At 49.7% G+C, this 25,872-nt stretch carries 23 protein-coding genes; 14 read left to right on the top strand and 9 right to left on the bottom strand.

Annotated elements, in window-relative coordinates; translation table 11 throughout:
* Positions 1 to 140: 140 nt before the first annotated feature.
* The 4 genes from HMPREF0860_RS02665 to HMPREF0860_RS02650 all read right to left on the bottom strand — a co-directional run bounded on the left by HMPREF0860_RS02665 (position 141) and on the right by HMPREF0860_RS02650 (position 4,823).
* Positions 141 to 899 carry an amino acid ABC transporter ATP-binding protein gene (locus HMPREF0860_RS02665; protein ID WP_021329748.1) on the bottom strand — a complete coding sequence of 253 codons (759 nt, stop codon included), beginning with the start codon at positions 897 to 899 and terminating at the stop codon, positions 141 to 143.
* A 5-nt stretch (positions 900 to 904) separates the two neighbouring features.
* Positions 905 to 2,239 carry an OmpA family protein gene (locus tag HMPREF0860_RS02660; RefSeq protein ID WP_231364303.1) on the bottom strand — a complete coding sequence of 445 codons (1,335 nt, stop codon included), beginning with the start codon at positions 2,237 to 2,239 and terminating at the stop codon, positions 905 to 907.
* A 68-nt stretch (positions 2,240 to 2,307) separates the two neighbouring features.
* On the bottom strand, positions 2,308 to 3,765 hold the full coding sequence (locus tag HMPREF0860_RS02655) for a lytic transglycosylase domain-containing protein (RefSeq protein WP_021329782.1): 1,458 nt from the start codon (positions 3,763 to 3,765) through the stop codon (positions 2,308 to 2,310).
* Positions 3,762 to 4,823 (bottom strand): hypothetical protein, encoded by a 1,062-nt coding sequence (locus HMPREF0860_RS02650; protein WP_021495468.1) that lies wholly within the window; start codon positions 4,821 to 4,823, stop codon positions 3,762 to 3,764. The genes HMPREF0860_RS02655 and HMPREF0860_RS02650 overlap by 4 nt, the downstream gene beginning before the upstream one ends.
* 66 nt (positions 4,824 to 4,889) lie before the next feature.
* On the opposite strand from HMPREF0860_RS02650, the gene HMPREF0860_RS02645 reads away from it, so the two are divergent.
* The 3 genes from HMPREF0860_RS02645 to HMPREF0860_RS02635 are packed head-to-tail and all read left to right on the top strand — an operon-like array spanning position 4,890 to position 8,761.
* A complete protein-coding gene (locus HMPREF0860_RS02645) occupies positions 4,890 to 5,504 on the top strand; it encodes a hypothetical protein (RefSeq protein WP_038080628.1) in 615 nt (204 codons plus the stop codon).
* Between the two features lie 60 nt (positions 5,505 to 5,564).
* The gene (locus HMPREF0860_RS02640) at positions 5,565 to 7,277 is read left to right on the top strand and encodes a tetratricopeptide repeat protein (RefSeq protein ID WP_038080626.1); all 1,713 of its coding nucleotides are present in this window, start codon (positions 5,565 to 5,567) and stop codon (positions 7,275 to 7,277) included.
* A gap of 14 nt (positions 7,278 to 7,291) precedes the next feature.
* Complete coding sequence (locus tag HMPREF0860_RS02635; protein WP_021495456.1) at positions 7,292 to 8,761, top strand: CapA family protein; 1,470 nt, start codon at positions 7,292 to 7,294, stop codon at positions 8,759 to 8,761.
* Between the two features lie 166 nt (positions 8,762 to 8,927).
* Here HMPREF0860_RS02635 and HMPREF0860_RS02630 read toward each other — a convergent pair whose 3' ends face one another.
* Positions 8,928 to 10,520 carry a glucose-6-phosphate isomerase gene (locus HMPREF0860_RS02630; RefSeq protein WP_021329767.1) on the bottom strand — a complete coding sequence of 531 codons (1,593 nt, stop codon included), beginning with the start codon at positions 10,518 to 10,520 and terminating at the stop codon, positions 8,928 to 8,930.
* Positions 10,521 to 10,793: 273 nt separating this feature from the next.
* Here HMPREF0860_RS02630 and HMPREF0860_RS02625 point away from each other — a divergent pair, with 273 nt between their 5' ends.
* The 5 genes from HMPREF0860_RS02625 to HMPREF0860_RS02605 all read left to right on the top strand — a co-directional run bounded on the left by HMPREF0860_RS02625 (position 10,794) and on the right by HMPREF0860_RS02605 (position 16,190).
* Positions 10,794 to 11,927 carry an aminotransferase class V-fold PLP-dependent enzyme gene (locus tag HMPREF0860_RS02625; protein WP_021495453.1) on the top strand — a complete coding sequence of 378 codons (1,134 nt, stop codon included), beginning with the start codon at positions 10,794 to 10,796 and terminating at the stop codon, positions 11,925 to 11,927.
* Between the two features lie 144 nt (positions 11,928 to 12,071).
* Positions 12,072 to 12,782 carry an aspartate/glutamate racemase family protein gene (locus HMPREF0860_RS02620; protein ID WP_021329787.1) on the top strand — a complete coding sequence of 237 codons (711 nt, stop codon included), beginning with the start codon at positions 12,072 to 12,074 and terminating at the stop codon, positions 12,780 to 12,782.
* A 43-nt stretch (positions 12,783 to 12,825) separates the two neighbouring features.
* Positions 12,826 to 14,298 carry a Na+/H+ antiporter NhaC family protein gene (locus tag HMPREF0860_RS02615; RefSeq protein ID WP_021329841.1) on the top strand — a complete coding sequence of 491 codons (1,473 nt, stop codon included), beginning with the start codon at positions 12,826 to 12,828 and terminating at the stop codon, positions 14,296 to 14,298.
* A gap of 66 nt (positions 14,299 to 14,364) precedes the next feature.
* Complete coding sequence (locus HMPREF0860_RS02610) at positions 14,365 to 14,742, top strand: RidA family protein (protein ID WP_021329804.1); 378 nt, start codon at positions 14,365 to 14,367, stop codon at positions 14,740 to 14,742.
* A gap of 32 nt (positions 14,743 to 14,774) precedes the next feature.
* The gene (locus tag HMPREF0860_RS02605) at positions 14,775 to 16,190 is read left to right on the top strand and encodes a Na+/H+ antiporter NhaC family protein (protein ID WP_021329803.1); all 1,416 of its coding nucleotides are present in this window, start codon (positions 14,775 to 14,777) and stop codon (positions 16,188 to 16,190) included.
* Positions 16,191 to 16,274: 84 nt separating this feature from the next.
* On the opposite strand, the gene HMPREF0860_RS02600 is transcribed toward HMPREF0860_RS02605, so the two are convergent.
* Positions 16,275 to 16,964, bottom strand: a complete 690-nt coding sequence (locus tag HMPREF0860_RS02600; RefSeq protein WP_038080655.1) for a Crp/Fnr family transcriptional regulator — start codon at positions 16,962 to 16,964, stop codon at positions 16,275 to 16,277.
* Between the two features lie 99 nt (positions 16,965 to 17,063).
* Here HMPREF0860_RS02600 and HMPREF0860_RS02595 point away from each other — a divergent pair, with 99 nt between their 5' ends.
* From HMPREF0860_RS02595 to rpmE, 6 genes are all read left to right on the top strand, one after another.
* Complete coding sequence (locus tag HMPREF0860_RS02595) at positions 17,064 to 18,128, top strand: ATP-binding cassette domain-containing protein (RefSeq protein WP_021329825.1); 1,065 nt, start codon at positions 17,064 to 17,066, stop codon at positions 18,126 to 18,128.
* Entirely contained in the window at positions 18,121 to 18,933 is an 813-nt protein-coding gene (locus HMPREF0860_RS02590) for a metal ABC transporter permease (RefSeq protein ID WP_231364302.1), read from the top strand. Before HMPREF0860_RS02595 ends, HMPREF0860_RS02590 begins: the two co-directional genes overlap by 8 nt.
* A 15-nt stretch (positions 18,934 to 18,948) precedes the next feature.
* Complete coding sequence (locus HMPREF0860_RS02585) at positions 18,949 to 19,662, top strand: queuosine precursor transporter (protein WP_021329789.1); 714 nt, start codon at positions 18,949 to 18,951, stop codon at positions 19,660 to 19,662.
* A gap of 190 nt (positions 19,663 to 19,852) precedes the next feature.
* Positions 19,853 to 21,520 (top strand): DNA adenine methylase, encoded by a 1,668-nt coding sequence (locus tag HMPREF0860_RS02580; protein WP_021329790.1) that lies wholly within the window; start codon positions 19,853 to 19,855, stop codon positions 21,518 to 21,520.
* 257 nt (positions 21,521 to 21,777) lie between these two features.
* Positions 21,778 to 23,535 carry a transcription termination factor Rho gene (rho, locus tag HMPREF0860_RS02575; protein ID WP_021329797.1) on the top strand — a complete coding sequence of 586 codons (1,758 nt, stop codon included), beginning with the start codon at positions 21,778 to 21,780 and terminating at the stop codon, positions 23,533 to 23,535.
* A 104-nt stretch (positions 23,536 to 23,639) separates the two neighbouring features.
* A complete protein-coding gene (rpmE, locus tag HMPREF0860_RS02570; RefSeq protein WP_021329766.1) occupies positions 23,640 to 23,858 on the top strand; it encodes a 50S ribosomal protein L31 in 219 nt (72 codons plus the stop codon).
* Positions 23,859 to 23,941: 83 nt separating this feature from the next.
* On the opposite strand, the gene HMPREF0860_RS02565 is transcribed toward rpmE, so the two are convergent.
* From HMPREF0860_RS02565 to HMPREF0860_RS02555, 3 genes are all read right to left on the bottom strand, one after another.
* A complete protein-coding gene (locus tag HMPREF0860_RS02565; protein ID WP_021329835.1) occupies positions 23,942 to 24,343 on the bottom strand; it encodes a putative toxin-antitoxin system toxin component, PIN family in 402 nt (133 codons plus the stop codon).
* Between the two features lie 4 nt (positions 24,344 to 24,347).
* Entirely contained in the window at positions 24,348 to 24,605 is a 258-nt protein-coding gene (locus HMPREF0860_RS02560; RefSeq protein ID WP_231364300.1) for an AbrB/MazE/SpoVT family DNA-binding domain-containing protein, read from the bottom strand.
* A gap of 117 nt (positions 24,606 to 24,722) precedes the next feature.
* Positions 24,723 to 25,853, bottom strand: coding sequence for a class I SAM-dependent methyltransferase (locus tag HMPREF0860_RS02555; RefSeq protein WP_021329828.1), 1,131 nt, complete (start codon positions 25,851 to 25,853; stop codon positions 24,723 to 24,725).
* Positions 25,854 to 25,872 lie beyond the last annotated feature (19 nt).

Here is a 25,872-nt window from a genome sequence, read left to right as displayed (position 1 = left end):
TTTTATAAAACAACCGATCGAAATTAATAATCCTATTGCCCTGTTTATATAATAAAAGCTCACCGACATATTGAAATCGATGGAAAAATTAATAATAATTATCTCGGTCTTTAATATATTATTCTTTTTGCGTGATCGCTTTATGCGTTGAATCTTGCCAAAAACGTTTTCGTGCGCGCTTCTTTCGGGCTGTCGATGACGTCTTTCGGTGTGCCCTGTTCGACAATGACGCCTCCGTCCATAAATATGATATGACTGCTCGTGTCGCGCGCGAATGCCATTTCATGCGTGACGACGACCATCGTCATCTTTTCCGCAGCAAGCGTTTTAATAACCGACAGTATTTCGCCTGTCAATTCCGGATCGAGGGCGCTCGTCGGTTCGTCGAACAACAGCACTTCCGGATTGAGCGCAAGTGCGCGCGCGATGGCGACTCGCTGTTGCTGCCCGCCTGAAAGTTCGTACGGATAGTTCGATATTTTATCGGCGAGTCCCATGCGCGAGAGAAACTCGGCGGCGAGCGTGTTTGCTTCTTCTCTGCTTTTTCCGAGTACGCGGCGGGGGGCGTCGGCGACATTTTGCAAAACGGAATAGTGCGGAAACAAATTGAAATTTTGAAAGACGAGTCCGGTTTTGAGCGCTATCGATCGAAGGGCGGTTTTGTCGGCATAGATGCCGTCTTTGACGAGGTTTTGCCCGCATATCGAAACGGAACCGCCGTTTACCGTTTCAAGCTGCGTAATACAGCGGAGGATCGTTGACTTGCCGCTTCCCGAAGGACCTATGATACCGAGCACTTCGCCTCTGTGTACGGAAAACGAAATATTTTTAATAATTTCCGTCGTTCCGAACGACTTCGAAAGATTTTCTATTTTAATAATTTCTTCGCTTTGCCGCATCGTTACTATTCCCGCTGTATGTAGGTGTCTTTCGGGCGCACGGTGATGACGACACGCCTGTTTTGACGCCGGCCTTCTTCGGTATCGTTCGACGCGGCGGGAATCGTACCGCCGTAGCCTCGGTAGCTGAAAAGAGAAGCGGGTATGCCGTCTGCGATGAGCGCATGCATGATTGTCTTAGTGCGTTCTATCGAAAGGTTCATTTGCCCTTTGGGTTTTCCAACGTCGGCCGTATGTCCTTCGACGAGTATCGTATAGCCGTCGTTGTTTTTAATAATTTCTTTGAGAGATGATGCGATGCGTTCTACGCGCGGTCTTTCCGACGGCAAAAGCTCTGCCGAATCGGGGATAAATTTTACGTTTGCGATCGATATGACGATGCCTCTCACTCCGTCGTCGACTTTCGTGTCGGGAACGCCGCCCTTTGAACCGTTTTGATTTTCAGCTGCACCCTCTCCTCCGGTGATCTCTCGACGGAGCGTATCGTAGGCGGCGTAGTATGAATCGTCTTTGAGAGGCGCACTCACGTTATGCACAAGCTCGTCTTTGTCGAGGATGACGACGACTTTGCCCTCTTTTAAAAGCGCACGGTTTTGTGCTACCGTGAGAATACGAAGCGCATCGCTTGAGCGGATGACGGGATCGGTACGGTTTTTTCCGTACACTTTATACGCTTTGATGTACAGCGGATCATAACCCGTGCGTTCGTGATATGTGCGTGTGTCGTCCGATTCTCCGTAGAGCACGATGCCGCTTGCTTTAGCCGTATCGAAAAATGCCATATCGCGGTCGTAAATCAAATCCATGTTTTCATCCCAAATGCGCGGGAAAAAACAGGGAGAGACGACGCTTTCGACGTATTCGCCGTGTACGGGAAGTTTGCCTCTCGCATCTATGACGATGCCCGAATATGCGCGCGATGCGACCGATGCGATCGGAAGCGGGGGAGCATATGGCGTGCGCTGCCTGAGCAGCATACCGCTTATCGAAGGGACGGAAATCGTATTGGACAGGGAGAGCGTGAGCGTTCCGCCTTTAAAAACCGCGCTTGTCGTTTTTCCGCCGTAGACGATATCGGTGATCTCTTTCAGAGTCAGCGTGCCGTCGAGTATCAAATCTCCGAGCTGCTTTGCGTTATCGACGTAGAGCGATAGAAGCGGATCTTTAATCAATGCGGGAAGCTTTAAATACATCGATTCCGATGCGGCGTTTTTGCCCGAGGGCAGCGATACGCCGGCCTTTTCCGTATCGAACGAAACGGATGAAACGAATTGCTGCTTGGTCCAATCGATGCGGCTTACAGACGTCATCGTTCCGCTTTGCCCAAGGACATTCATCATCGAAACAAAAAAAATACAGGCAGATAGTATAATTTTTTTTTGCATACGCATTCTTTAAAAATATCGGCTTATTTTACGGGTATATAGAGGATTTTTCCTGTCCGCAAAACCGCGTTCCGTTGTACGTTGTTTGCGCCGCACAGCGCGTCGACCGTCGTGCCGAAACGCTTAGCGATGCTCCACAACGAATCGCCTTCGAGCACCGTGTAGCGTGTTTGAAAGCGGTACGGTTCGATCGCGGCGATCGCATCCTGAGCCGAGCGCGCCATACCTTCCGGTACACGGATACGCCACGAAGATGCGGGCGGCGTGATGCCTCGAAAGAGCGCGGAATTGAGCGAAAGCAGCATATCTTCATCGATCTTCAATTCGTGCGCGAGGCGTCGCACCGAAATCGCCCCCTTCGTTTCAGCGTAATCGAACCGGCCGGCGCGGGGATTTACGGGCTCGCCTTTTTCGTCTTTTGCAGACGGAATGGCGACCGCGTAGTATGCGGCGTTTTCTGCGGCGTCCGCGACGGCAAGGAGCTTCGGCACGTATTCGGCGGTTTGTGAGCGCAGCTGTTTATGTTCGGCCAAATACCAAAAATCTTTGCCGGGATTTTTTGCGAGAGAACGCGCCATAGCGCCCGCACCGCAATTGTACGCGGCGATTGCGAGAGGCCAATCGTGAAACATATTGAAGTTTTCCGTAAGCTTTGCGAGCGCCGCATCGGTCGATTTCCACGGGTCGAGCCGCTCATCGACAAAATCGTTTCTGACGAGAAAAGGTTTTGTGCTGTTCGCCATAAACTGCCACAGGCCGACCGCACCGCTTTTCGATTTCGCATTTGTCATGTAGCTTGATTCGACGACGGGAAGATATTCGAGTACGGAGGGCATGCCGCGCTCTTTGAGTTTTTCGCGCACGTAAAGCCGGTACTGCTCTCCATTTTCGAGCATAGCCGAAAGCCGTTTGACCGATTTTTCCGAAAGATAATAATCGCGATATTTTTGCACGGATGGTCTGTGCGCTCCTGGAATGTCGAGTTCCTTATACGCAACCGAAAGCGGCATCGCTTTCCGCGAGATTTCTTTGACGGATGTATCATCCGCTTCGTTTGTAGTATGCGCGTCCTCAGGAAGCGGCGCATCGTTTGAAAGGCGATTCGACACGGCATCCGCATCGGACGGGTCGAGTGTTTGTACGAGCGGAAGAGATGAAAGTTCGTCGTCGAGCGATGCACGCTCTTCGGCCGTACCGTTTGCGGCATCCGGTGGACGGCTTATCGAAGAGTCGGACGATTCCTCGATCGCCGCAGCTTTTAGCGAAGCTCGGCGGCTTGCGTTATCGGCAGTCGGTTTTACGGAATCGCCCGGCGCTTTTTCGAACGATACGGTTTTTACTGAAGTCGTATCGCGCACGCTATCGGTCGGGCACATTGCCGAAGTCCCAGACGATTGTTCGGCCGCATCGGAAATGCTTTGCGAGCCGAGCGCAAAAGCGTATGTCGCACACAGAAAAAAGGCGATGAGAGAACGCGTCATAAGAGCCGTTCGCCCATATAAATGCCCGCCCATTCCCAGTTGCCGTTTATGTCGGGATCGATCGGAAAATCGACTTTGCGAAAATACAGATACCACACCGGCGAATAGGGGCTCCATCCCCTCGTGCGAAGATAGGCTTCATTCGCTGTCGTTCCCGTTTCAAGCGTGTCGCTGAACGAAATGCGCTGTCCGCGCATATAGACGCGCAGTGAAAATTCTTTTTGCGAATTGGGATCGTTTTCGTCCTGCGTCCACGACATATAGAAGAAGTTGATCTTCGAGCAATAACTGTCGAGCGCTCTCCAATCGTAGCGCGTGATCGCGCTTTTGACCGCGGTGACGAGGGCGTCGAGCGTTTCAAATGTCCAGTCTTTCGAAGAATTATTAAAATCGACCAAGCGCCTGGCATCTCCGTATGCGTTCGGTTCTCCCGCGATTTGAATCGTCGGCGCGTCGCTCTGTTCGAGAAACTGCGCGAAAGAGCGCAGAGCTGATTCCCATTCGCTGTTTTTTTCGTATTCGAGTGCACGGCGGTAATACAGTTCCGTAATGCTGACGTCGGACGGAAATCGGTTTATCATTTCGTTAAAATAGGCGATACGCGTAGAAGACGTTTTGCTTATGCGGATGAGATTTTTAAGACACAAAAAGTGAACGGAGCGTCCCTTTACGAGCAAATCGGGATAATGGCGCAGGATACGGTCGAAATAATATTCGGCAAAGGGTTCGGCCTGCATCGAAAGATATGCGTAGCCGGTCATCAAAAGCCAATACGAATTGTATGCGTCGTCGGGATGTTTTTGTACCCAATCGGTTAAAAACAAAACGGCGGATTGATATTCGTTCGCCGAAAGCATATTGTTTGCGATTTGATTGACGATCGCGTAGCGGCTGCCGGCTGCAAGATCGCTCTTTTTGAGGAGGGAAACAAGCTGCGCTTGTTCTTTGCGTTTGGACTCGGCCGTAGCTACAGACGACGGAAACGCAAAAATGCATACGAGCAGCACGGCGATTCCCGCCGCGTACGAAACCTTTTTCAGCATACGTTTTTTCGGCATACGGTACTGTAGCACGAGCGGGACTTATTGGCAAGACGCCGTATAAAGTGTATTCTATAAGATACCATGAAAAGACACAGTATGCGCTTTTACAATATGATTCTCGCGTTGGGGATATTTTTGATCACTGCGGGGTTTATCATGTTTATTCTGTCCCCGGGCGGAACGGACAGCCTCGTTATAACCGTGTGGCCCCTTGTCGGTATCGTCTGCGGCGCTGTCTTTTTGTATTTTACTCTGTCGTTTACGCACAATTCGTTCCACTTTTTTCTCGCCGTATTCTGCGGTCTTTCCGGTATTTTTTTCGGCCTTGTCTCAGGCGGCATTATCCCAAAAACGATACGTGAATGGTGGCCGGCTTTAGTCGTCTTCGCTTCTTTTGCGCTCTTCGCCTCGGGATTTTACAAAGCGTGTAAATTGCGCATCGCTTATACCTTTCCGGCGGTAACGCTGCTTTTGCTCGGAAGCGTGTTTTTACTCTTTTCGTTCCGCGTTATTCCCGGTTCGTTTAAAAGCTTTGCCCTTACGTTTATCCCGTTTTTTATTATTATTTCCGGGACTTTTATGGTTGTCCTTTTTTTGCTGCAGCGAAAATACAACCAATTTTACGTCGAAGATGAAAACGAAGAGTCGGAAGAGATTGAAACCGAAGACGAAGACTTTTTCGATAAGGGATTGTAATCGGTGCGCGCATATTTCCGAAGCGGAATAAAATTAATAATTCTATTTGCGGCGGTGTGTATGCTCCGTGCCGCTCCTCTGTCGGCCGCGCCGAAGAAAAATTCTTCCCGCGTGCGAAATGTCCCGTCGACAGCCGAAAATACCGCATCCGACGACAAAGGAACGGCGATCGCGATCGATGTGCCGAAAAAGGGGCGCCGTACCTACTTTTCCCGTATTGCCCCCGATGTGATGGCTGCAGCGGAAAACGCATCTCCCGATTCGATACGGAGCGCCGTATCGCTTTTGCGCAAATCGGGAGAGGATTATACCGAAGCGGAAAAGGTACTTTTGAACGTGCTTTCGGGCATCATGAAAGCGGCGTGGGTTTCCGAGCGTGTCGATTGGGAAACGCCGCCGGTAACCGAGGCGACCGCTTATCTCGGGGCGCTCGATTCGGCGCAAAAGGGCATCTACGATTTGAGTACCGGTAACGTCGATTTTTTTACGCTCGTCCTTCCGTCTCTCGTCGTCATTAAAGCGGACGATGTTTCCTCTTATGCCTCTGTCGCCGAGCAGTCGCTCACGGCCGCCCTCGTCCTTCGACCGGAGTCCGCCCTCGCTCATTACCTCATCGGCGTGCTCTACGTAAAGACGGTGCAAACGGAAAAAGCGCTCGAGCATTTTTCGAACGCGGCGAAATCGGCGCTTTCGTGTAAAGAGATTTCATACGCCGAAGCGGATTGCCTGAAACGACTGGATCGGATGCAGGAAGCGCAGACGATAGCGCGTTCTCTCTTGCAGCGCTATCCTGCTGACATCGCGGTATTGAAGCTTTGCGCCGAAACTTCGTTCGCGCTTAACGATTTTTCCGCAGCCGAAGAATACGTCGGCCGCGTGCTCCAGCAGGAACCGAACGATTTGGATTACGTTTTGTTCCGCGCGCGCATTTTAGCCGGCAAAGGCGATTACATCCGTGCGGCCTCTCTCCTCGACGTATACGCGCGGCAGAATACGTCTTCGCGCGCTTACCTTTTGCTCCGCGCCCGCCTTCAGTACGAATGGAGTAAAAACTTCGCCGCCGCATCCGAAACGATAGAGCGCGCTCTTTTGCTGTACCCGAACGATTTGGACGTGCTTCTCTTCGCCGCACGCCTGGCTTCTTCGACGGCTGCTCCGCTTGCGGGGGTGACCGCCGAAGAATTTGCAAAGCGCGCGCTTGAAATCGATCCTGCAAATACGGAAGCGAAACGCTATGAGATCGACGGTATGATGCGCAGCGGAAAATGGAAGGGTGCATACGATTCAAGCAAAGCGCTCGTCGCTTCAAGAGGGGCGCTCCGAAGCGACATATTCGTACACATCCGCATCTGCCTCGAGCTCGGGAAAAATGATGAAGCGTGGAATCTCATCTCGCCTCTGTACGCCGAAAATCCCGATGACGACGACATTCTGCAGTCCTACGTCGTCGTGCTGAGCAAAACCGGCCGGAGTGCGCAGGCGCTTTCGCTTATCAATTCCCGCTTGCCGGCATCTTCTTCCCGAATGAAAAGTTTTTTTTATTATCGGAGGAGTTTTTTAGACGTTTCGCAGGAAGATTCCCTCGCCGATTTGCGTTCGAGCCTCATCGCAAACCCGCGAAATACGGATGCGCTTTTCAGGCTTTATGAAATTTATTATGAGCGGCGAGATTACCGTAAAGCGCAGTATTATTTGAAACAAGTCGTTGCGCTCGAACCGAACGATACCGAGATGCGGAAACTTAACGAGGAGCTGTCGAAATTAATAAAATGATGTACCCCAAGAAAATGCGGGCGATTTTTTTTGCTTTCGCATCGCTCTTTTTTATCGTGCTTATCGTGCGGGCGTTCCGTCCCGCAAGACTTTTCGTCCGCGTGTCGGATGCGCTCTATGAATCGTATAAAGCGAAATTTGAAGCGGTGCAAAGCGAAAAGCTTTCGTTCCGCTTTATAAAAGAAAGCGAAAACATGCGCCCCTCGTTTTTCGGCGCCGTTCCCGTTACGATAGGACACATTTCGGAAAGGACAGAAGTGCCGATCGCAAAAGAAGAGCGGGGAGAAAACGAAGTCTATTATCTGTTATCCGAGACGGAACTGCTTCCTTCGGTAAAAGCGGATTTTGCAAACGACGGAACGCCGCAAGCATCGCTCCTTTCTCCCGATGCGAGCGTTTCGTTTTCCGAGGCGGCTTCAATGCCCGAAGGCAATCGCACGCTTCCAGTTGACGGCGTCTATGCCGGAAGCGAGGGCTATGCACTTTCCGTAAAGCGCTATGCCGTGTGCGTCTCATACGATAAAAGATATGCGGAAAAATTCACCGCATTCTGCGAAGCCGTCTTTGCGCCGAAAAGCGCATCCGCATGTAAAACGATTTTCGTTGCAAGCGTCGGCGATATCATGGTCGCGCGCGGCGTGCAGGAAATTTTAATCGGTCGTCCGGACGGCCTCGAAACGGTATTCGGAAATACGCTTTCGGTTTTGCAAAAAAACGATATTACGATCGGAAATCTCGAAGGCGTCGTAACGTCTTCAAAAAACAATGCGGTAAAAACCTATACCTTTCGTTTCGACGAAAGAGTGCTGCCGCACTTAAAAGACGCGGGATTCGATTATCTCATGCAGGCGAATAATCACGCTTACGATTTCGGAGAAGAAGGTTTTAAGGACACGCTCGCCGCTTTTGAAAAGTACGGCATACCGACAAGCGGCGCGGGGCACAATGCAGATGAAGCGAAAAAGTTTTACCATAAAACTGTCGGAAACACGACGTTTGCAATCATTTCGTGCGGCGCCTTTCCCGTCGAACGCTCGGGCTTTAACGGTAAAACGACTGCAACTGCGACCGACACGAGGGCGGGTATTTTGTGGCAGAGCGATGAGCTTTTGGAAAGCGTCAAAAAAGAAAAAGATGCGGGCGCTTTCGTCATCGTAAACGTGCACGGCGGAGAAGAATACCGCTTTACGCCGACACAAAGTCAGCGCCGCTTGTACGAAGCTTTGTGCAGCGCGGGCGCCGACGTCGTATTCGGAAGCCATCCGCACGTCCTCCAGAGCGTCGAATGGTACGGCAAAAGCCTCATCGTCTACAGCCTCGGAAATTTTTTGTTCAACGGTATGGAAGGGATGCCGGGCGCGACCGAAAGCGAAATCGTGAGGCTCGGCATCGTAGATAAACGCATCGCTTACTGCGAAATCTACAAAGCCGAACTTAAAGGAAAAACGGTTACGCTCAAGCGGCGCACAGATGCGGTAAAGTGAAAATTAATAAAAGGTCAAAACGCGAGTTTGGAAAGTATCAGCTAATAGCGCTGTGTTTACGGCGAGGATGGCGACGTACAATCTTTGTAGACGTATAAGAACGCGGCTCTCACAGCGGAATCCCCGCTTACGCTCCGGTTGTGCTTTTAAGCACCGCTTTTCGACCTTATCGCTTTATGAGCAGTTCGGCGTACGCTTTGAGGTTCGCTTCCATTTTATCTTCGAGCACTGCGTTCGCAAGTTTTTTGCCGAGCTGTACGCCTTCCTGATCGAAACTATTGATATTCCATAAGAATCCTTGGAACATCACTTTGTTTTCGTAGTGCGAAAGGAGCGCACCGAGCGCTTCGGGCGTGAGTTTTTCGCCGTAGATAATGCTCGACGGCCGCTCTCCTGCAAAATATTTATTCGGATTATCGTCGTCTTTGCCGCATGCAAACGCGATGATCTGCGCGGCTACGTTCGCGCCGAGTTTCTTTTGGCTCGTCGAACCTTTGACGACGATGTCTTTGCCGGCTTGGCTTTCTTTGAAAGCGATAAACTGGAGCGGCACGATATTCGTTCCCTGATGCAAAAGCTGATAAAACGAATGCTGTCCGTTCGTTCCCGGCTCGCCGAATATGACGGGACCCGTCACATAATTGATTTTTTTACCGAAACGGTTGACGCTTTTGCCGTTCGATTCCATATCGAGCTGCTGCAAGTGAGCGGGAAAGCGCACGAGCGCCTGCGAATAAGGGAGCACCGCCGTCATCGGATAGCCCTGCACGTTACGCTCATACACTCCGATGAGCGCGTCCATGAGAGCTGCGTTTTTTACGAGGTCGGTTTCCGTTGCAAGCTTGTCTTCAGCCGCCATACCTTTAAGAATTTTTTCGAATACGTCAGCGCCGAATGCGAGGCTCAGCACCGCTCCTCCGACGGCGCTCGACGACGAATAGCGTCCGCCGATATAATCATCCATAAAAAATGCCGCAAGAAAATCCCTGCTCTTTGCAAGCGGACTCGTTTCGCTCGTTACGGCGATCATGTGTTTTGCGGGATCGCAGCCGGCTTTTTTAATAAAATCGGCGACGAACATTTGATTCGTAAGCGTTTCAAGGGTCGTACCGCTTTTCGAAACGAGGATAAAAATCGTACGGGAAGGATCGAGAGACGCGATGACGGCAGCTCCGTCGTCCGGATCGACATTCGAAATAAAATGCGCTTTCATTTTGAGCTTACCGTTCGCCTTCGCCCAATTTTCAAGGGCAAGGTAGAGCGCTCTCGGCCCCAAATCGCTTCCGCCGATGCCGATTTGGCACACTGCCGTATAAGGCTCGCCTTTTTCATTTACGAGTTTTCCCGAATGCACTCGCTCGGCGAAGTCCGCGATCGCCTTTTGCTGTGCGGTATAAAAACCGCGCTTGTTTACATTTCCGTCGAATACGTCTTTGCCGAGCCTGCCCCTCGTCAAGTGATGAAGCACCATGCGCCCCTCTCCCGTGTTGACGACTTCTCCGTTGTAGAGCGCGGAAAACTTTTCGATGAGCGATGCCTCTTTGACAAGCGATTTGAAAATCGAAAGGATTTGCCGGTTCACTTCTTTTGCCGCATAATTGTAAGTGAGACCCGAGCTCATCGGAATCGAAAAGTCCGCGATGCGCTTTGCACCCGCCGCTCCTTTCAAAGCGGTTTTAACGGAAACGGCTCCTTTCAGCGAAAGAAGTTTTTTGTAGCTTTCCAGTTTGTTGAGATTGCACCATTCGACAGTTTTCATAAAATACCTCGGAATCGATACGATAAATGTGAAGCGTTTGCAAAGCGGCTGTGCGCCGACGCTTATACGTATTACTTTAACAAAAATGCGGAAAAAAAGATAGTCAGGAGAGGGTCGATGATTTATATAAGTTTTGCCGTGTAAATTTTATTAAAAAATCATCAAAAATGTAAAATACTTTATAGAAAATACGGGAAAGCGGTCGTATACTTTCGTTAAGGATAAATCGATCAGCTGTAAAACGCTGAAATTCATATTTATAAGGAGATCGATATGAGTGTCAATTGGGCAAAGTTTAGAGAAGAAGAATTCCCTGCGCTCGACAAGGATCTTACGTTTTTGGACGCCGCCTGCGTAAGCCTTATTCCTCAGCGCACGGTCAGGGTAATGCACGAATTTATCGAATACAGCGCCCGTAACGATGAAATCAACTCCAGCGCACACCACATCAATATGGATCACAAAAGGGACAAAGCCTATACAGAAGCCGCAAAACTTCTGAACGCGGATCTTGAGGAAATCGCTTTGGTGGAAAGTACCAGCCACGGCCTCAACATTGCGGCGACGTCGCTGGAGGTAAAACCGGGAGAAAACATACTTACCACAAATTTGGAATTTATTCAGGTTGCCTTGCCGTGGTGTGTCAAACGCGAAAAAGAGGGAATAGAGATAAAGGTGGTAAAGGCAAAGGACAATCGTTTTACCGTCGAAGATTTTGCCAAAGCTGCTGACAATAAAACCAGAATAATCGTCATCTCGTCGGTGGAATGGTGCAACGGTTGGCGCATGGATCTCAAATCAATAGGCGACTTCTGCAAGCAAAAGGGTATTTACCTTGTAGTCGACTCGGTACAGGAATTAGGTGTCCGCAATATGGACACAAAGAGCTTCCATGTAGACATCCTCACCGCAGGCGGGCATAAATGGCTCAATTCGCCGTTCGGGACGGGTGTCATGTACATTAACAAGGATCTGCTCGGCAAAATCGATCCGGTTTTCTGGGGGTACCTCAACAGCGAAGCTCCGGCTGAAGGATGGGGCGCATATTGGGAAAATCCCGGCTCGCAGGCGGTAAATAATTGGAAATTCGTCAAAACAGCCAGACGTTTTGAAATCGGCGGAACGTCAAATTATCCGGGCGCTATTGCGCTGGGCGAATCTTTGGGGCTGGTCAATGAATTGGGAATTAAAAACATTGAAGAACACGTCCTTGATCTGGGCGACTACTGCATGAAAAAGATGGAAGAACTCGGCGGAACCATTATCACCCACAAAGAACGGGACAGAAGAGCAGGCATCGTTATCTTCAGACTGTACAATGATACGAAAAAAGATTTGGAAATTCTCAAAAAGCTGCATGCCAAACGAGTACTCATCGCGCAGCGCTTCACCGACTATGTCGGATGATTTAGGGTTTCCTGCCAATATTACAATATGGAAAAAGATATTGACGTTCTTGCAGATACCCTAAAGCCGATCATTGCGGAAATGGGTAAGCCGGATTACAAAAAGGTATAAACAATTTAAGCCTGTCTGAAAAGGAGGCCGGACATGATGCGCACGGGGTATTCCTTCTACGCACAGGATATCGGCATTTTGGTTTTTTCCACTACGACTCCTCGGATTCCGGGAGACGCGGGTAATGCCTTGAGCTTCCGATATCCGGTCTGCTATCAGATTGTAAAAGGCGGTTTTGCAGATCTCATCGACGGTTCGCCCGAGATACGAAAAAACATTCTTGACGCCGTAGAAAAACTGAAGGCAAAGGGTATCTCCGCAGTCATTGGAGACTGCGGGCTCATGTCGCTGTATCAGCAGGACATGGCGGAAAAACTTATTACGGCGGCTTCTTCTCTTTGTCAGATACCGCTTATTTGGCAACTAATAGGTAAAAAAGGAAAAATCGGAATAATCACCGGCCATTCAAAGCTCTTAAAGGAAACTCATCTGCTTCAGTCGGGATGGGTGCCCGAGATTCCTCTGGTAATACAAGGCATGGAAGAAGAGGCGCATTTTAACGAAATAATCATAAAAGGAGGTCATGCCCTTAAACCTGAATTAATGGAACAGGACGTTTGCCGGGCATGTCAAAAGTTACAAGCACAAGACAAAGATCTTCGGGCTGTGCTTATAGAATGCAGCAACCTAGCCTCATTTTCCCGTACGGTACGGGATGAAACGGGTTTACCCGTTTTCGATTTAATAGGAGCGGCAGACCTTATAGCACACAGCGTATGTCCCCGAAGATATGACCAGACATAGCGTAAGCCGGGAAACACCGGGTTGAAAGGGGGTGACTGTATTTATGGGAGACAAATCGGTAAATAAAACCAACGAAACAAAATCCGAAGTACTTAAATTCAGAGGCGGCGTTTTGGGGGCGGCGATTCCGTTTCTTGTCCTGTTTGTCGGAATAATCATTTTGGCTCTAACCGGCAAGGCTCTTCCGATGGCGTTTTGGGTTCCGACTCTGGCATCCATTCTTGCAGCGTTGATCATGGCAAAAAATCCGGAAAAATGCGCCGGCGAATTGGTAAAAGGTATGGCCTCCGAGATGGTGGCCATAATGCTCATGGCATGGTTCCTTGCGGGAATCGTAGCTCAGATCCTTAAAGAATCGGGTCTGATCAATAGTCTTGTTTGGCTTTGCGTAAGGGCCAATGTCAGCCCTCGATTGTTCCCTGTATTGGTATTCATTTTAGGATGCTCCCTCTCGACCGCAACGGGAACGGCTTTAGGGACTGTGATCGCTCTGACTCCTATTCTTTATCCCGTAGGGGCTGCTATCGGTTCCAACGGAGCTGTCCTTTTGGGTGCCATAGTGTCTGCAGCGTATTTCGGCGACAATATTGCGCCTGTTTCGGATACTACTATCGCTTCGGCATATTCACAAGGGATAGAAGTCGCCGATGTGGTTCGCTCGCGCCTAAAATATGCACTGGTTGCCGCCGCAATAGCAGCGGTGCTGTTTTTTATTTTTGCCGGCAGCGGTACGAGAGGGGAATTTACTACCGCATCGCTCGGAGAACTTAAGCCGAACGGTCTCATAATGCTTTTAATACCGGCAATTCTTATTTTCCTTATGTACCGAGGATCTCACCTGATAATAGCTTTGATGTTAAGCTGTGTAATCGCATTGGTGCTAAGTCTTGCGACGGGACTGCTTGATCCTGCTCGAATTCTTGTCATCGATCTAAATAATTTTACCGTAGGCGGTGTTTTAGTTGAAGGCATTTTAGGGCTTATCGACATTTCCTTATTCGCATTTATGCTTATGGGACTTATAAATCTCCTCGACAAAGGCGGATTTTTCAGCTATCTCATAGACAGACTGTCGGTTTTTACAAAGTCCCCCCGCAGTTCGGAACTTACCATCTTAATGCTCGATATCATCCTTAACATGCTGACTGTGGCAAACACTGTTGTCATAGTCATGCTCGGCCCCGTGGCAAAAAAAGTTTTGGTGGAAAAACACCGTATTTCCAGAGACAGAAGCGCCAATATTCTGGATGCTGTTTCGGGAGCGGCTATGTGTCTTATTCCCTACAGTTTTGCCCCGATGCTAGCGTATATGTTTGCCGCAGGTTCCGGCGCGCCGGTAGATTTTACGGTGTTTCATATAAGCTTGTTCGCATTCCACGGATGGACGCTTCTTGCAGTGATGGTGTTCGCCTGTATTTCGGGATGGGGACGTAGTTTTATCCCAAAAGATCAATACGACGCTGAAATAGCAAAAGACGCAGCGGAGAATAAATCCAAAAATATAATGGATGTATGATCCATGTTGATCGTGAATTAACCGCCGGATTATTTCGGCGAATTGAATTTTTAGGAGGAATGGATCATGTTAAAAATAACAAATACCGACAAGGCGCCTGCGGCAATCGGACCGTATTCACAGGCCATAAGTTACGGAAATCTGCTGTTTACGTCAGGGCAAATACCCCTTGATCCCGTAAGCGGCAACGTAACGGGCGACAATATCAGCGCACAGGCGGAGCAAGTAATAAAAAACATAAGCGCCGTACTTACCGCGAACGGTATTGATTTTACAAAGGTTATCAAAACCACCTGTTTTCTTGCGGACATGGGAGATTTTGCGGCATTCAACAAAGTTTATGAAAAATATTTTGTATCAAAACCCGCCCGCAGCTGCGTCGCGGTAAAACAACTGCCGAAAGGAGTACTCTGCGAAATAGAAATCGTCGCCGCCTTAGAATAGCAATTCCTTAAAAAGGAGGATCGGTAATCATTATGGAAGAAAAACGAAATCTGGAATTCTATGGCAGTAAAGGTATGATATTCGTACCGATTATGCTTGCCATAGCGGGACTTATCTATATCGCAGTCCTAAACGCAAATATCCCTGAGTATTGGGTAGTCTTTTTGCTTCCTCTGATACTTTGCATCTTTTTGGCAAAGGACAAAATCGCTTATTGCGAAGCCATCCTTAAAGGGGTGACCGACAATATAGCGGCTATACTGATTGTTGCCGTCATATATGCCGGTATATGCGGCGCCTTGCTCAGCCGAAGCGGTGTTGTGACAACCCTTGCCAATTATCTTGTGCGGGCGAATTTTTTAGGAAATAAGTTTGTCGGGGCGACATTCCTTTTGACTTGTCTTGTGGCATTTTCTACAGGAACATCTGTGGGTACCATATTCGTAGTCGGGCCTATACTTTATCCCGTAGGATACTTGGTAGGAGCGACACCGGGACTGCTTATGGGTGCTATAATTTCAGGAGGCGCTTTCGGAGACAACCTTTCCCCCGTTTCCGACACTACCATCGCCTCAGCATCTACGCAGGAAGCGGATCTCGGAGGTGTTGTGCGCAGCCGACTGAAATACTCCATTCCCGCAGCGCTTATTTCAATGATTTTATATTTTATCCTCGGATCCGGAGGCCAAGTTATAGACAGCACAATGATTTCGGCGGGCGAGACCAATCCGGTATCTCTTTTGTTTTTGCTCATCCCCGTGATAGTTGTAACCGCCTGCATATTTAAAAGACATCTTTTGGAAGCTTTGAGTTACGGCATCATATCTGGGCTCATAATCGCCTTGGCGACAGGTACCATCGGATTGGGTGATATAGTTTCCGTTCCGGAGCCCTTCGGTGCAGGAGGAATTATCCTCGAAGGTATACAGAGCGCAGTTCCCACAGTGATCATAGTCATGATGATGTTCGCCCAAATAAGCGTTCTGAAAGAAGGCGGCGGTATAGACCTGCTTCTCAAGTCCATGGATCGTTTTATAATAGGCGTCCGTTCAGCGGAAATTGCGATCGTTATCATTGTTATCCTGCTAAACATGGCTACGGGTCTCAACACGGCAGCCATCGTAGGAACAGGAGAACTGGCTAACAAGCTGGGTAAAAAATACCGTATCAATAAATACCGGCGGGCAAATCTTTTGGACTGTACGGGAAGCACGCTGAATTATCTGCTTCCCTACATGATTCCGGTAGTCATCGGTGTTATGCTGAGCGCAACGACAGCTCCTGTGGAAGGGGCAAGTCCCGTTTCTCCAATTGCAATCATCGTCGGACAATTTTACCCTTGGGCAATGCTTGTTATTCTCATTGTGTCCATTGTCACCGGATACGGCCGTACTATGATGGCCGACGGCGGTGAAAAAAGCGATAATGAAAATACGGCCGAAGCATAGGCTGCGCTAAATAATTCCGGACACGCTAATAAAAAGGCTGTTGTAAAAATCGATTGCTTTTATAACAGCCCTTTCCGTTGTCGACTAGTATTCGGATAAAAGGCGTTCAAGTTCTTCCGTATCCCGAAGAATATAATGTCCGTCTTTCCGGCCGATTATGCCCTTTTCAAGAAAATCGTTAAAAATATTACTGGTCGTAACCCTGCTGGTGTTAATCATACTGGCGATATCCTGATGAGTAAACTTTATACTTATAAGGACGCTTCCGTCGGCTTGAGCCCTTCCGTACTGTGCGGCGATATCCAGGAGTATGCGGGCGATACGCTGTAGGGATTGGTAAAAACTGAGCTCCAGAATTTGGCTGACAAAAATGCTGCTCTTTCGGCAGACAAGACGCATGATTTTTTGTGCTATACTCCAATTTCTTCGCATATGTTCTTCCAGCACATGATAAGGAATGAAGTATACCATCGAATCCACAATGGCGACTGCGGAAGTGTCATGAGGATGGTTTTGAATACATGCAAACTCCCCGCACATAGCTCCTTGTTCCGCAATATAAAGCTGTTTTTCTTCTCCTCCGGAGCGGTAAGACGTTATCCTGACTCGTCCCGATTTTATGATATACACACCGTCCGGCATTTCATTCTGGTGATACAGGAACGTTTTTTTTCGAAACAAACGAGGCAGCCGGTTTCGGGTAAGGTCATCCCAATAGGAAAGATCGATATTAATCCAGGGCGATATTCTGGTCACGGGGAATGTGTTGGCCATGTTTAATAGTATACATTGAATGCAGATTATTTCACAGTATTTTTTTTCAGCCCTATATGCGCTATTTGCCATTTATGCGAATTATTCTATACTGTCTGTATGATTGCCGCTTATCGTTTACCGCTTCCCGAACATACGACGCTGTGCGTTTACGACGGAGATACGCTCATCTTTTCAAACGGCGGAAAGTGGCTTATGCCGCTGTTTGCCCTTGAAGATTTTTTTAAAACGTATGACGGTTCTCGAAGCGATCTTTGTGCTCACGATACCGCCGTCGGAAAGGCCGCCTGCGTTTTGATGATCCGTATGGGCATCAAAAAAATCCACGCGAATATCGCAAGCGCGTTGGCGATCGACTATGTTGCGGAATTGAACCGTGTGCGCGGCGGGCACGATCCGATTGAACTTTCGTACGATACCTCGGTGCGCCGTCTTTTGTGCGCGACCGAAGATCGTCTCGAAACGATGCACGACAGCGATGAGATGTATACGCATCTGCGCTTCCGCGCAAAGCTCGTGCAGGGCGTCGACGTGTGCGTGCGAAATTTGTCCGCGCCGTACGGTTTTATCAAAAACATTTCGTTCGCCGTAAATGCCGGCGGTCGTCTTATGATAGCGGGCGAAAACGGCGCGGGAAAGACGACGCTTTTACGATTGCTGATCGGTATGATCCCGGTCGAATCGGGGGAGATTTTGATCGACGGCGTACATCCGTCGAAGCTGCCCAAGCGGACGATCGGTTATATTCCGCAAGCGGCGGAGAGCTCGGAGTACAGTCTTTCGGTTGAAGAAGTCGTGTCGCTCGGTTTGCCGTCCCGCGTAAAAAACGGAACGTCTCTTATTCGAAAAGCGCTCGCACGTGTCGATGCGCTTCATCTTTCGGGCAGGAGCTTTGCAAGTCTTTCGGGCGGTGAAAAGCAAAAAGTGTCTTTTGCGCGCTGCCTTGCGCAAAACGCAAAACTGCTTTTGCTCGACGAACCGACTGCCGCTTTGGATACGGAAAGCCGCGCTACGGTTATGGAAATCCTGCATTCGCTTTCCGTTTCCGAAATCCCGACCGTCATCATCGTTACGCACGACGAAGCGCTTTTGCGTATGGCAGGGTGGCAAGTGCTGCACCTTGGCAAAGCGGCGGCCGAAGATGCGGGAGGTGTGTGTGGATAGACTGTTGCTGCTCTTCATGCTGCCGCCGGTGTTTCGCGGGGGTATCGCGCTCGTCGTCTCCGGCGCCTGTTTTCCGCTTTGCGGCGTCATGGTGCTCCGCTTACAGCTTGTGCCGCTTCGCTATATGCTCATGCACGGCGTCATTTTGGGAGGTGCGCTCGCGCTTGCATTTTCACTTCCGCTCGTTCCCGTGATTCTCGCGGTAAACATCGTTCTCATTTTTGCTATGACGGCGTTTACGAAAAATGAAAATTTCGGTTTCGGCGGGGCGAGTGCCGCGGCGATGGTTTTCAGCATGGCGCTCGCGTCCCTTGTCATGCGCATCGGAGGGGTTCCGGCAAAAGATACGCTCAGTTTGCTGTGGGGAAGTCCATTCGCGCTCGGTGTGTCCGACCTTGCCTTTCTTGCCGGTCTTGCAATCTTTCTCGCCTCCTATGTCCTTATCAACTTCAGAAATATCGCCGCACTCTTTTACAGCAGGGAGATCGCCTATTCGCTCGGCATACACGTGCGCGTTCACTATACGTTCATGGTCGCGATTATCGCGTTTACTGTGGCGATCGCGATGAAATTGCTCGGCGCGTTTTTAATCGACGCGCTGCTTGTGCTGCCCGTGCTTTCCTCCGCAGCTTTTTTGCGCCGGAAAAAAGGGCAGGGTATCGGTTCTCTCTTTTTGCTGAGCAGCGTTTCGGGCTGCATCTTCGCCGCAGGAGGCTACGTGCTCGCCGTCGTTTTCGATTTGCCGCCGGGAGCCGTGATCGCGATCATTGCGGGAATTGCCTATGCGGTTTTTTCCGTGATATAATAAGAACTACAGACTATGACAAATGAATTGCTGCTTATCATTTCACTTGCCGCTTCGTTCGGCGGCTTGCTCGCGTTTTTTTGCCTTTTCGGAAAAACCGGCTGCAGCGTGTGGATCGCGCTGTGCACGGTTTTGGCAAATATCGAAGTCGCCGTTTTAATAAAAGCGTTCGGCATGGAACAGACGCTCGGCAATACGCTTTTTGCGTCGAGCTTTCTTGCAACCGATTTTTTAAGCGAATTCTACGGCAAAAAAGAAGCCGGCAAAGCGGTAAAAATCGGCATCGCGACATCCTGCGTTTTTATTTTGTTTTCGGCGCTGTGGCCGCACTATGCGCCTGCTTCCGGCGACCGCGCGATGGCGGCCGTCAAAGCGCTTTTTTCCGGAACGCCGCGCATCCTTGCCTCAAGCCTCATCGCGTATGCCGTAAGCGAACTGCTCGACGTACGCCTCTATCACGCGCTGTGGGATTTAACAAAAAAGAAAAGCGGCAGCGGGGTGAAATACTTGTGGCTCCGCAACAACGCGGCGACGCTCGCATCCCAAGCGGTGAATATCGTCCTCTTCAATTTTGGTGCGTTTTTCGGCGTCTACGATATGAAAACGCTCGCGGCGATAACGGCGTCGTGCTATGCGATCTACATTGTGACGAGCATCGCCGATACGCCGTTTTTATACATAGCGCGAAAAATACATGCGATGCGCACATCATGCGGGGCGGCGCGTTGACGATTCGCGCACGATGAGTTCGGTTTCCAAATACATACCGCGCACGGGCATCGCTGCGGCGGGCTTTCACTGCATCGAACTGACGCCTCCTATCGGTTAATTGACTTTTTTACCGCATCGTGTATGATGGCGTAGCAGATGCGGTTGTCGTACGATGCGAAGCTTTCGCAGATGCCGCAAAGGATTTCGCATGGTTGATTTTTCTTCGCCGTATTTGACGGAACAACTCATCGCCTATATCGGAAATAAGCGGAGGCTGCTCCCTCTCGTCTACCGTGCGATAGAAAAGACCGGCGTCCCCTTGGAAGGTGCGAAATTTTTCGACGTTTTTGCGGGAAGCGGGGCGGTATCGCGTCTTGCAAAATCGCTCGGCTGTGAAGTGTTCTCTAACGATTGGGAATACTACTCGTACATATTGAATTCCGCTTATATTAAAATCGATAAAAATGAAATTTCCGAACTCTTCGGCTCGGAAGAAAAACTTTTGCGTATTATCGAAAAAATCAACGATCTGCCCGATCCGTCCGAAGATGAGCGATATATCGCCCGTTACTATGCGCCCAAATCCTTCGATGACGATGCGGCGGATTTTAAAACCGAACGTCTCTTTTATACGAAGCGCAATGCGCTCGCGATCGATAAAATCAGAAATCATATCGAGCATGCGTATCCTGAAAGCGCGTCTCCGTCCGAACAAAAAAAGCGCGAATTGCTTTTGGCGGAACTGCTCTATGAAGCTGCGACTCACACGAATACGTCCGGCGTTTTCAAAGCGTTTCACAAGGGTTTCGGCGGCTATTCGAAAGACGCACTCGATCGCATCACCTCTCCGATACGGCTCCGCTTTCCGGTACTCGCTTTATCTCCGTTTCCGGTTCACGTGTACAAAGAAGACGCGAACGCGCTCGTAAAAAAAATCGGGGGTATAGATATCGCATACGTCGATCCTCCGTATAATCAGCATCAGTACGGAAGCAATTACCATTTGCTCAATACGATCTCGCTGTGGGATCGCATTCCCGTTCCGCTCGATTTGAACGAAAGAGGGGAGCTTGCCGAAAAAGCGGGGATCAGGCACGATTGGAGCAGGACGCGTTCGGATTATTGTTATAAGGAAAAAGCCGAACGTGCATTTGCCGATTTGCTTCCGAATCTCGACGCGAGATATATTTTAATAAGCTACAGTACCGACGGCATCATCCCGTTTGAAGCGATGCGCGAAATGTGTATGACGCGCGGAAAGCTTTCGATCGTGACGGGCGAATACACGACGTACCGAGGCGGTAAGCAGAGTAACGCGCGGCGCAACGCGAATATCGAATTCGTCCTTTGCGTCGACACGACGCAAAAATCCGATGCGGCGTCGATGCGGGCGATAGACGATATCCTTATCAAAAAAAAATTCGCACTCCTTTTCAAGCGGAGATTTTCGAAAAGAAAACTCGCCGCCGCAGCTTCAAGTTTTGACGGGGAGCGCTTTTTGTTTTCGGTTTGCGGAAAAATGGTATCGCTCCGTACGAAGGGCGGCTTCGTTTTATATCCGCCGGAGGACACCGCGCTTTCCGCATCGGCTCTCCGTACGTTGTACGATGTTCTTTTTTCATGCGCGTGTGAAACGAAAGAAGATGAGTTGGCGGAATTGCTGTCGAATATGGACGGGAGCGAAAAAAGCCGCGCTTTTGTTTCGCTCATCCCCGGTACGCTGAAAAAGCTTGCATACCGAAAAAACCGCGCGTCGTTTTATACGTGGCTCGAAAAAATCAAAGGGCTGCGGAAATCTCATCCCGAGCTCTATGCGTGCATCGATAAAAAAATCGCGGACGTCGAAAATCTCGCCTGCCTCCGCTTTGTGACGTAATGCCTCTGCATGCAATTTTGATACCTCCGCAAAAAGCAAAAAAGAAAAAAAACAAAAGCGCTTGACAGCCGGCGGCAAATACGCTAATAATAAATCGTTGCATAATCGTTTCGATAGACAGACGTCGTACAGTAAAATCAAGGAAAGTTTCCAAAAACGAAGTTTTTAGAGACCTCTATCCCTTTTCCAAGGAATATTTTCATTCTAAAATCGAGTATGTCGTTTTTTATAAATCATAACGCAATGGAGAATTATTAATGGCACCAATACGAAAGCGCCGTACTGCGGGCGCATCAGGTGATGTTGAAAAGACGGAAAAAGCGCAGAGCGAATCCGAAGTTCAGCCCGATTCTTATGCCGGCTCGGAATCCGTTTCCGACGGGGGCGAAGAAAACTATGCGCAAGAAACGCCGGCTGATGTCGTTGATGCGGCGCGTCCGGTACGCACCGTCAAAACGAAACGCCGCGCGGTAATCAAAGTCGATAAAGCTGCCTCCCAGGAAGAGGAAGCGAGCGAATCCGATACGGTTCAGGAAGCGGAGACTGAAGAAGCGCACGAATCGTTTGCGGATCGCCGTGCCCGTCCGCGCTGGAACGGAAGCGCAAATCAAGCGTATCGAAAGCCTGCGCGCTACGGTGCGAACCGCACATATTCCAGCCCCGCAGTCGACGCCGCCCTCCAAAATCAGGCATCGATTCCTATGGAGAGCGACGGAGACGAAGAAGCAAAGCCGAAGCTTGTCATAAACGATTTGACCGTCATGGGCATGACGCAGCTTCGAGAGCTTGCGATGAAATACGGCTTTTCGAGCGACGATTTGGCACCGATGAAAAAGCAGGAGCTCATCTTCGTCATCTTAAAAGCGCACACCGAACACGGCGGCACGATATTTGCGTCCGGCGCGCTCGAAATCCTGCCCGACGGCTACGGCTTTTTGCGTTCTCCGCAAAACAGCTATCTTCCCGGTCCCGACGATATCTATATTTCGCCGAGCCAAATCAGGCTTTTCAATTTAAAGACGGGCGACACCGTGTACGGGCAGACGCGTTCTCCGAAAGAGGGCGAGCGTTTTTTTGCGCTGCTCCGCATAGAATCGGTGAACTTCGACGAACCGCGCGTCGCGCAGACGAGGATCCCGTTTGAAAATCTGACGCCGCTCTATCCGAACAATAAACTGCATCTCGAAACGGTTTCGACCGAAGTTTCGACGCGCATCCTCGATCTTTTCAATCCGATCGGTAAGGGGCAGCGCCTCCTGATCGTCGCGCCGCCGAAAGCCGGTAAAACGATCCTCATGCAAAAGATCGCAAATGCGATTACGAAAAATCATCCCGAAGTTTACCTCATCGTTTTGCTTATCGACGAACGTCCCGAAGAAGTGACTGAAATGGAGCGATCGATTCAAGCGGAAGTCATCTCATCGACTTTCGACGAACAGGCGACGCGCCATGTGCAGGTTGCGGAGATGGTACTCGAAAAAGCGAAGCGACTCGTTGAGCACAAGCGCGACGTCGTCATCTTCCTCGATTCGATTACGCGTCTTGCGCGTGCATACAACCAAACGGTACCGACGTCCGGTAAAGTGCTTTCCGGCGGCGTCGACTCGAACGCCCTTCACAAGCCCAAGCGCTTTTTCGGCGCGGCGCGCAACGTGGAAGAGGGCGGCAGTTTGACGATCATTTCGACTGCACTCATCGAAACGGGAAGCCGCATGGATGAAGTTATCTTTGAAGAATTCAAAGGCACCGGCAACAGCGAAATCGACCTTGACAGAAAGCTTGCCGAACGCAGACTTTTCCCGGCGATCAACATCAAAAAATCGGGGACGCGCAAAGAAGAACTGCTTTTGTCCGAAAACGAACTGCAAAAGATGTGGGTGCTGCGCAAAGTGCTCAATCCTATGGAAGACGCGGACATTCTCGAACTTTTGCTCGACCGCATGAGAAAGACGAAGACGAACGAAGCGTTCCTCGCGTCCATGAACACCGGTACGGCTGCCGTTTCGGATAATTGACAAGCGCGTATTTTTTTACTATATTGGTAGAACATCGTCGTTTTGTGGCTGCGCTCAGCGCGTAAACTCGTGCCGTGCAGCCGGGCAAAATGAAAGGAGCAATTATGAAAAAAGGAATTCATCCCGAATACAAATTGACAAAGATCACTTGCGCGTGCGGAAACGTCATCGAAACGCGATCGACGGCTCAAAACATCCGTGTGGAAATCTGTTCGGCGTGCCATCCGTTTTATACGGGTAAGCAAAAGCTCGTCGATACCGCAGGTCGCATCGACCGCTTCAACAAGCGCTACGGCATCAAGTCCGAAGAATCGGCAAATTGACCGCCGTATAAAAACTCCGCTCCTTAGGGGGCGGTTTTTTTTTATGCTTCAATTCCTGCGGATTTCCCACGCGCGGTGCGGCTTTAGCGTTTTACAAATTCCGCAGGTGTCAGAACGCGCGGTTTTTTCAAACCGGATTCTAAAAAATCCTTATCGCCCGTAAGAATGACATCGGCTTTCGCGTAAATTGCCGCCCGTAAGATCGGACGGTCTTTTTTATCTCGGATTTGCGATTCCGATTTATTTTCTTTTGCCGGTATCGGAATCAATTCCAAAGTCGGAAGTGCCGCGGAAAGAAATTTATTCAGAGATGAAAGATGATTCGGAAATTTTTTGTTAAATATCCGCTTCATCTCATCGATATTCTGTTCGCAGATTAAACCGCGATTGGGATAGGATGCCGCTTTTATATAGGCTTGAAACGGAACGCCGTCAGCATTAAGGGCGGCGGAAATCAGGATATTGGTATCTATCAGAACTCGCATGCGATTATTTGACCGCTTTCCTCAATTCTTTTACAAGCGCCGTGATATCGTCATCGGAATATAAACCTGCACGTTCGGCTTCTCCTTCCATTTCCTTTTGCAGTACTTGCATCGCATAAACCGCCGAGTTGATAAGGCGGACGGTATTTCCTTCTACGATAAAAGTAACACGGTCGCCGCTCGCCACTCCGAGAATTTCACGAATATCTTTCGGGATTGTAATCTGTCCCTTTGCCATGACTTTGGCATTATCTGTAAACATATTTACCGACATAAATACACCGTCATTTGTGAAGTATGAAAAGTAGGGAAAACCCTACTGCTCAGTATACATGCGGATAAAAAAAAATCAAGTCGGAAACGAAAAAGGTAAAAGACTTCAATTCCTGCGGATTTCCCACGCGCGGTGCGGCTTTTTTTGCAAAAAGTCTTCGGGGATCGTCGAAGCGGTGATGTCGCGCACCGTGATTGCGTTTTCATTCGCCGGCGTTTCGATAAGGCTTTCGTCGAAGCGTAAGCGTTTGGCGTTCGTCGAAAAATAGAGTACGCCGCCTTTTGCAAGCAGGGCGATGCAGCCGTTTACGAAGCGCGGCCAATCTTTTACGAGATCGAGTACGGTATCCGTCATCTTCGAATTGCTGAATGTCGGCGGATCGAGAATAATGATATCGTATCGTTCGCCGGATGCTTTTTTTTGAAAGATGAATTCGGCGGCGTCCGCGCGGATAAAGCGGTATTTTTTTTCGTCGGAAAAACCGTTTAAGCGCATATTTTCTTTTGCGCGCTCGAGATAGGTGTTCGACAAATCGACCGAATCGACGAGGCGCGCGTTTCCTTCGGCGGCGTAGACGGAAAAAGAGCCCGTATAGCAAAAGAGATTCAATACCGATTTTCCGCTCGCGTTTTCTCGGACTCGGGCACGGAGGGGACGGTGATCGAAAAAAAGTCCGCTGTCGATGCGGGAACTTATAGAAACGCGGAAAAGAGATGCGCATTCCTGTATGAGCCCTTCGATGTGCCCTGCGCTTTGTATGTCGTTTACGTCTTCCGCATATTGGCTTCCGCCCTTATCGCGTTTTCTCGTTTTGACGACGATGCGATTTTCCGCCGTACCGACGACGGCGCTTGCCGCCTGTGCGATTTTGGAAAGCCACGCCCTCTCTTCGGCTTCCGCTTTTTCGTACGGGCGTTCGTACAGACAGATGACGAGGGCGCTCCTCGAAGCGATTTCCGCCTGCATCCCGGCATCGTTTTCAGAAAGGCGTGCGAATTCGTCTGCGGTAAAACGGGCGGCGCTTTTTTTGTCTCCGATTTCGTCCGGCAAAAATTCGTAGAGATCGACCGAAACCGGGATTTCCGGTATATCGCGGTCGTACACGCGATAGCAAGTGACACCGTTTTTGCGCGCCCATTTTCGAAGGTGCCTCAAGCGTTTTACGAGTCGGTTTGAAAACAGTTGGGCTTGATAATCGTCTTTGCATTCCGTCGGCATAAGCGCAATACTATACATAACGAAGGAAAAAGTATAT

This window comes from Treponema socranskii subsp. socranskii VPI DR56BR1116 = ATCC 35536 (genome assembly GCF_000468115.1).
GTDB classification, from domain to species: Bacteria; Spirochaetota; Spirochaetia; order Treponematales; family Treponemataceae; genus Treponema_D; species Treponema_D socranskii.
The sequence above is the reverse complement of the archived record's forward strand: the minus strand, read 5'-3'. Positions and strand labels throughout refer to the sequence as shown.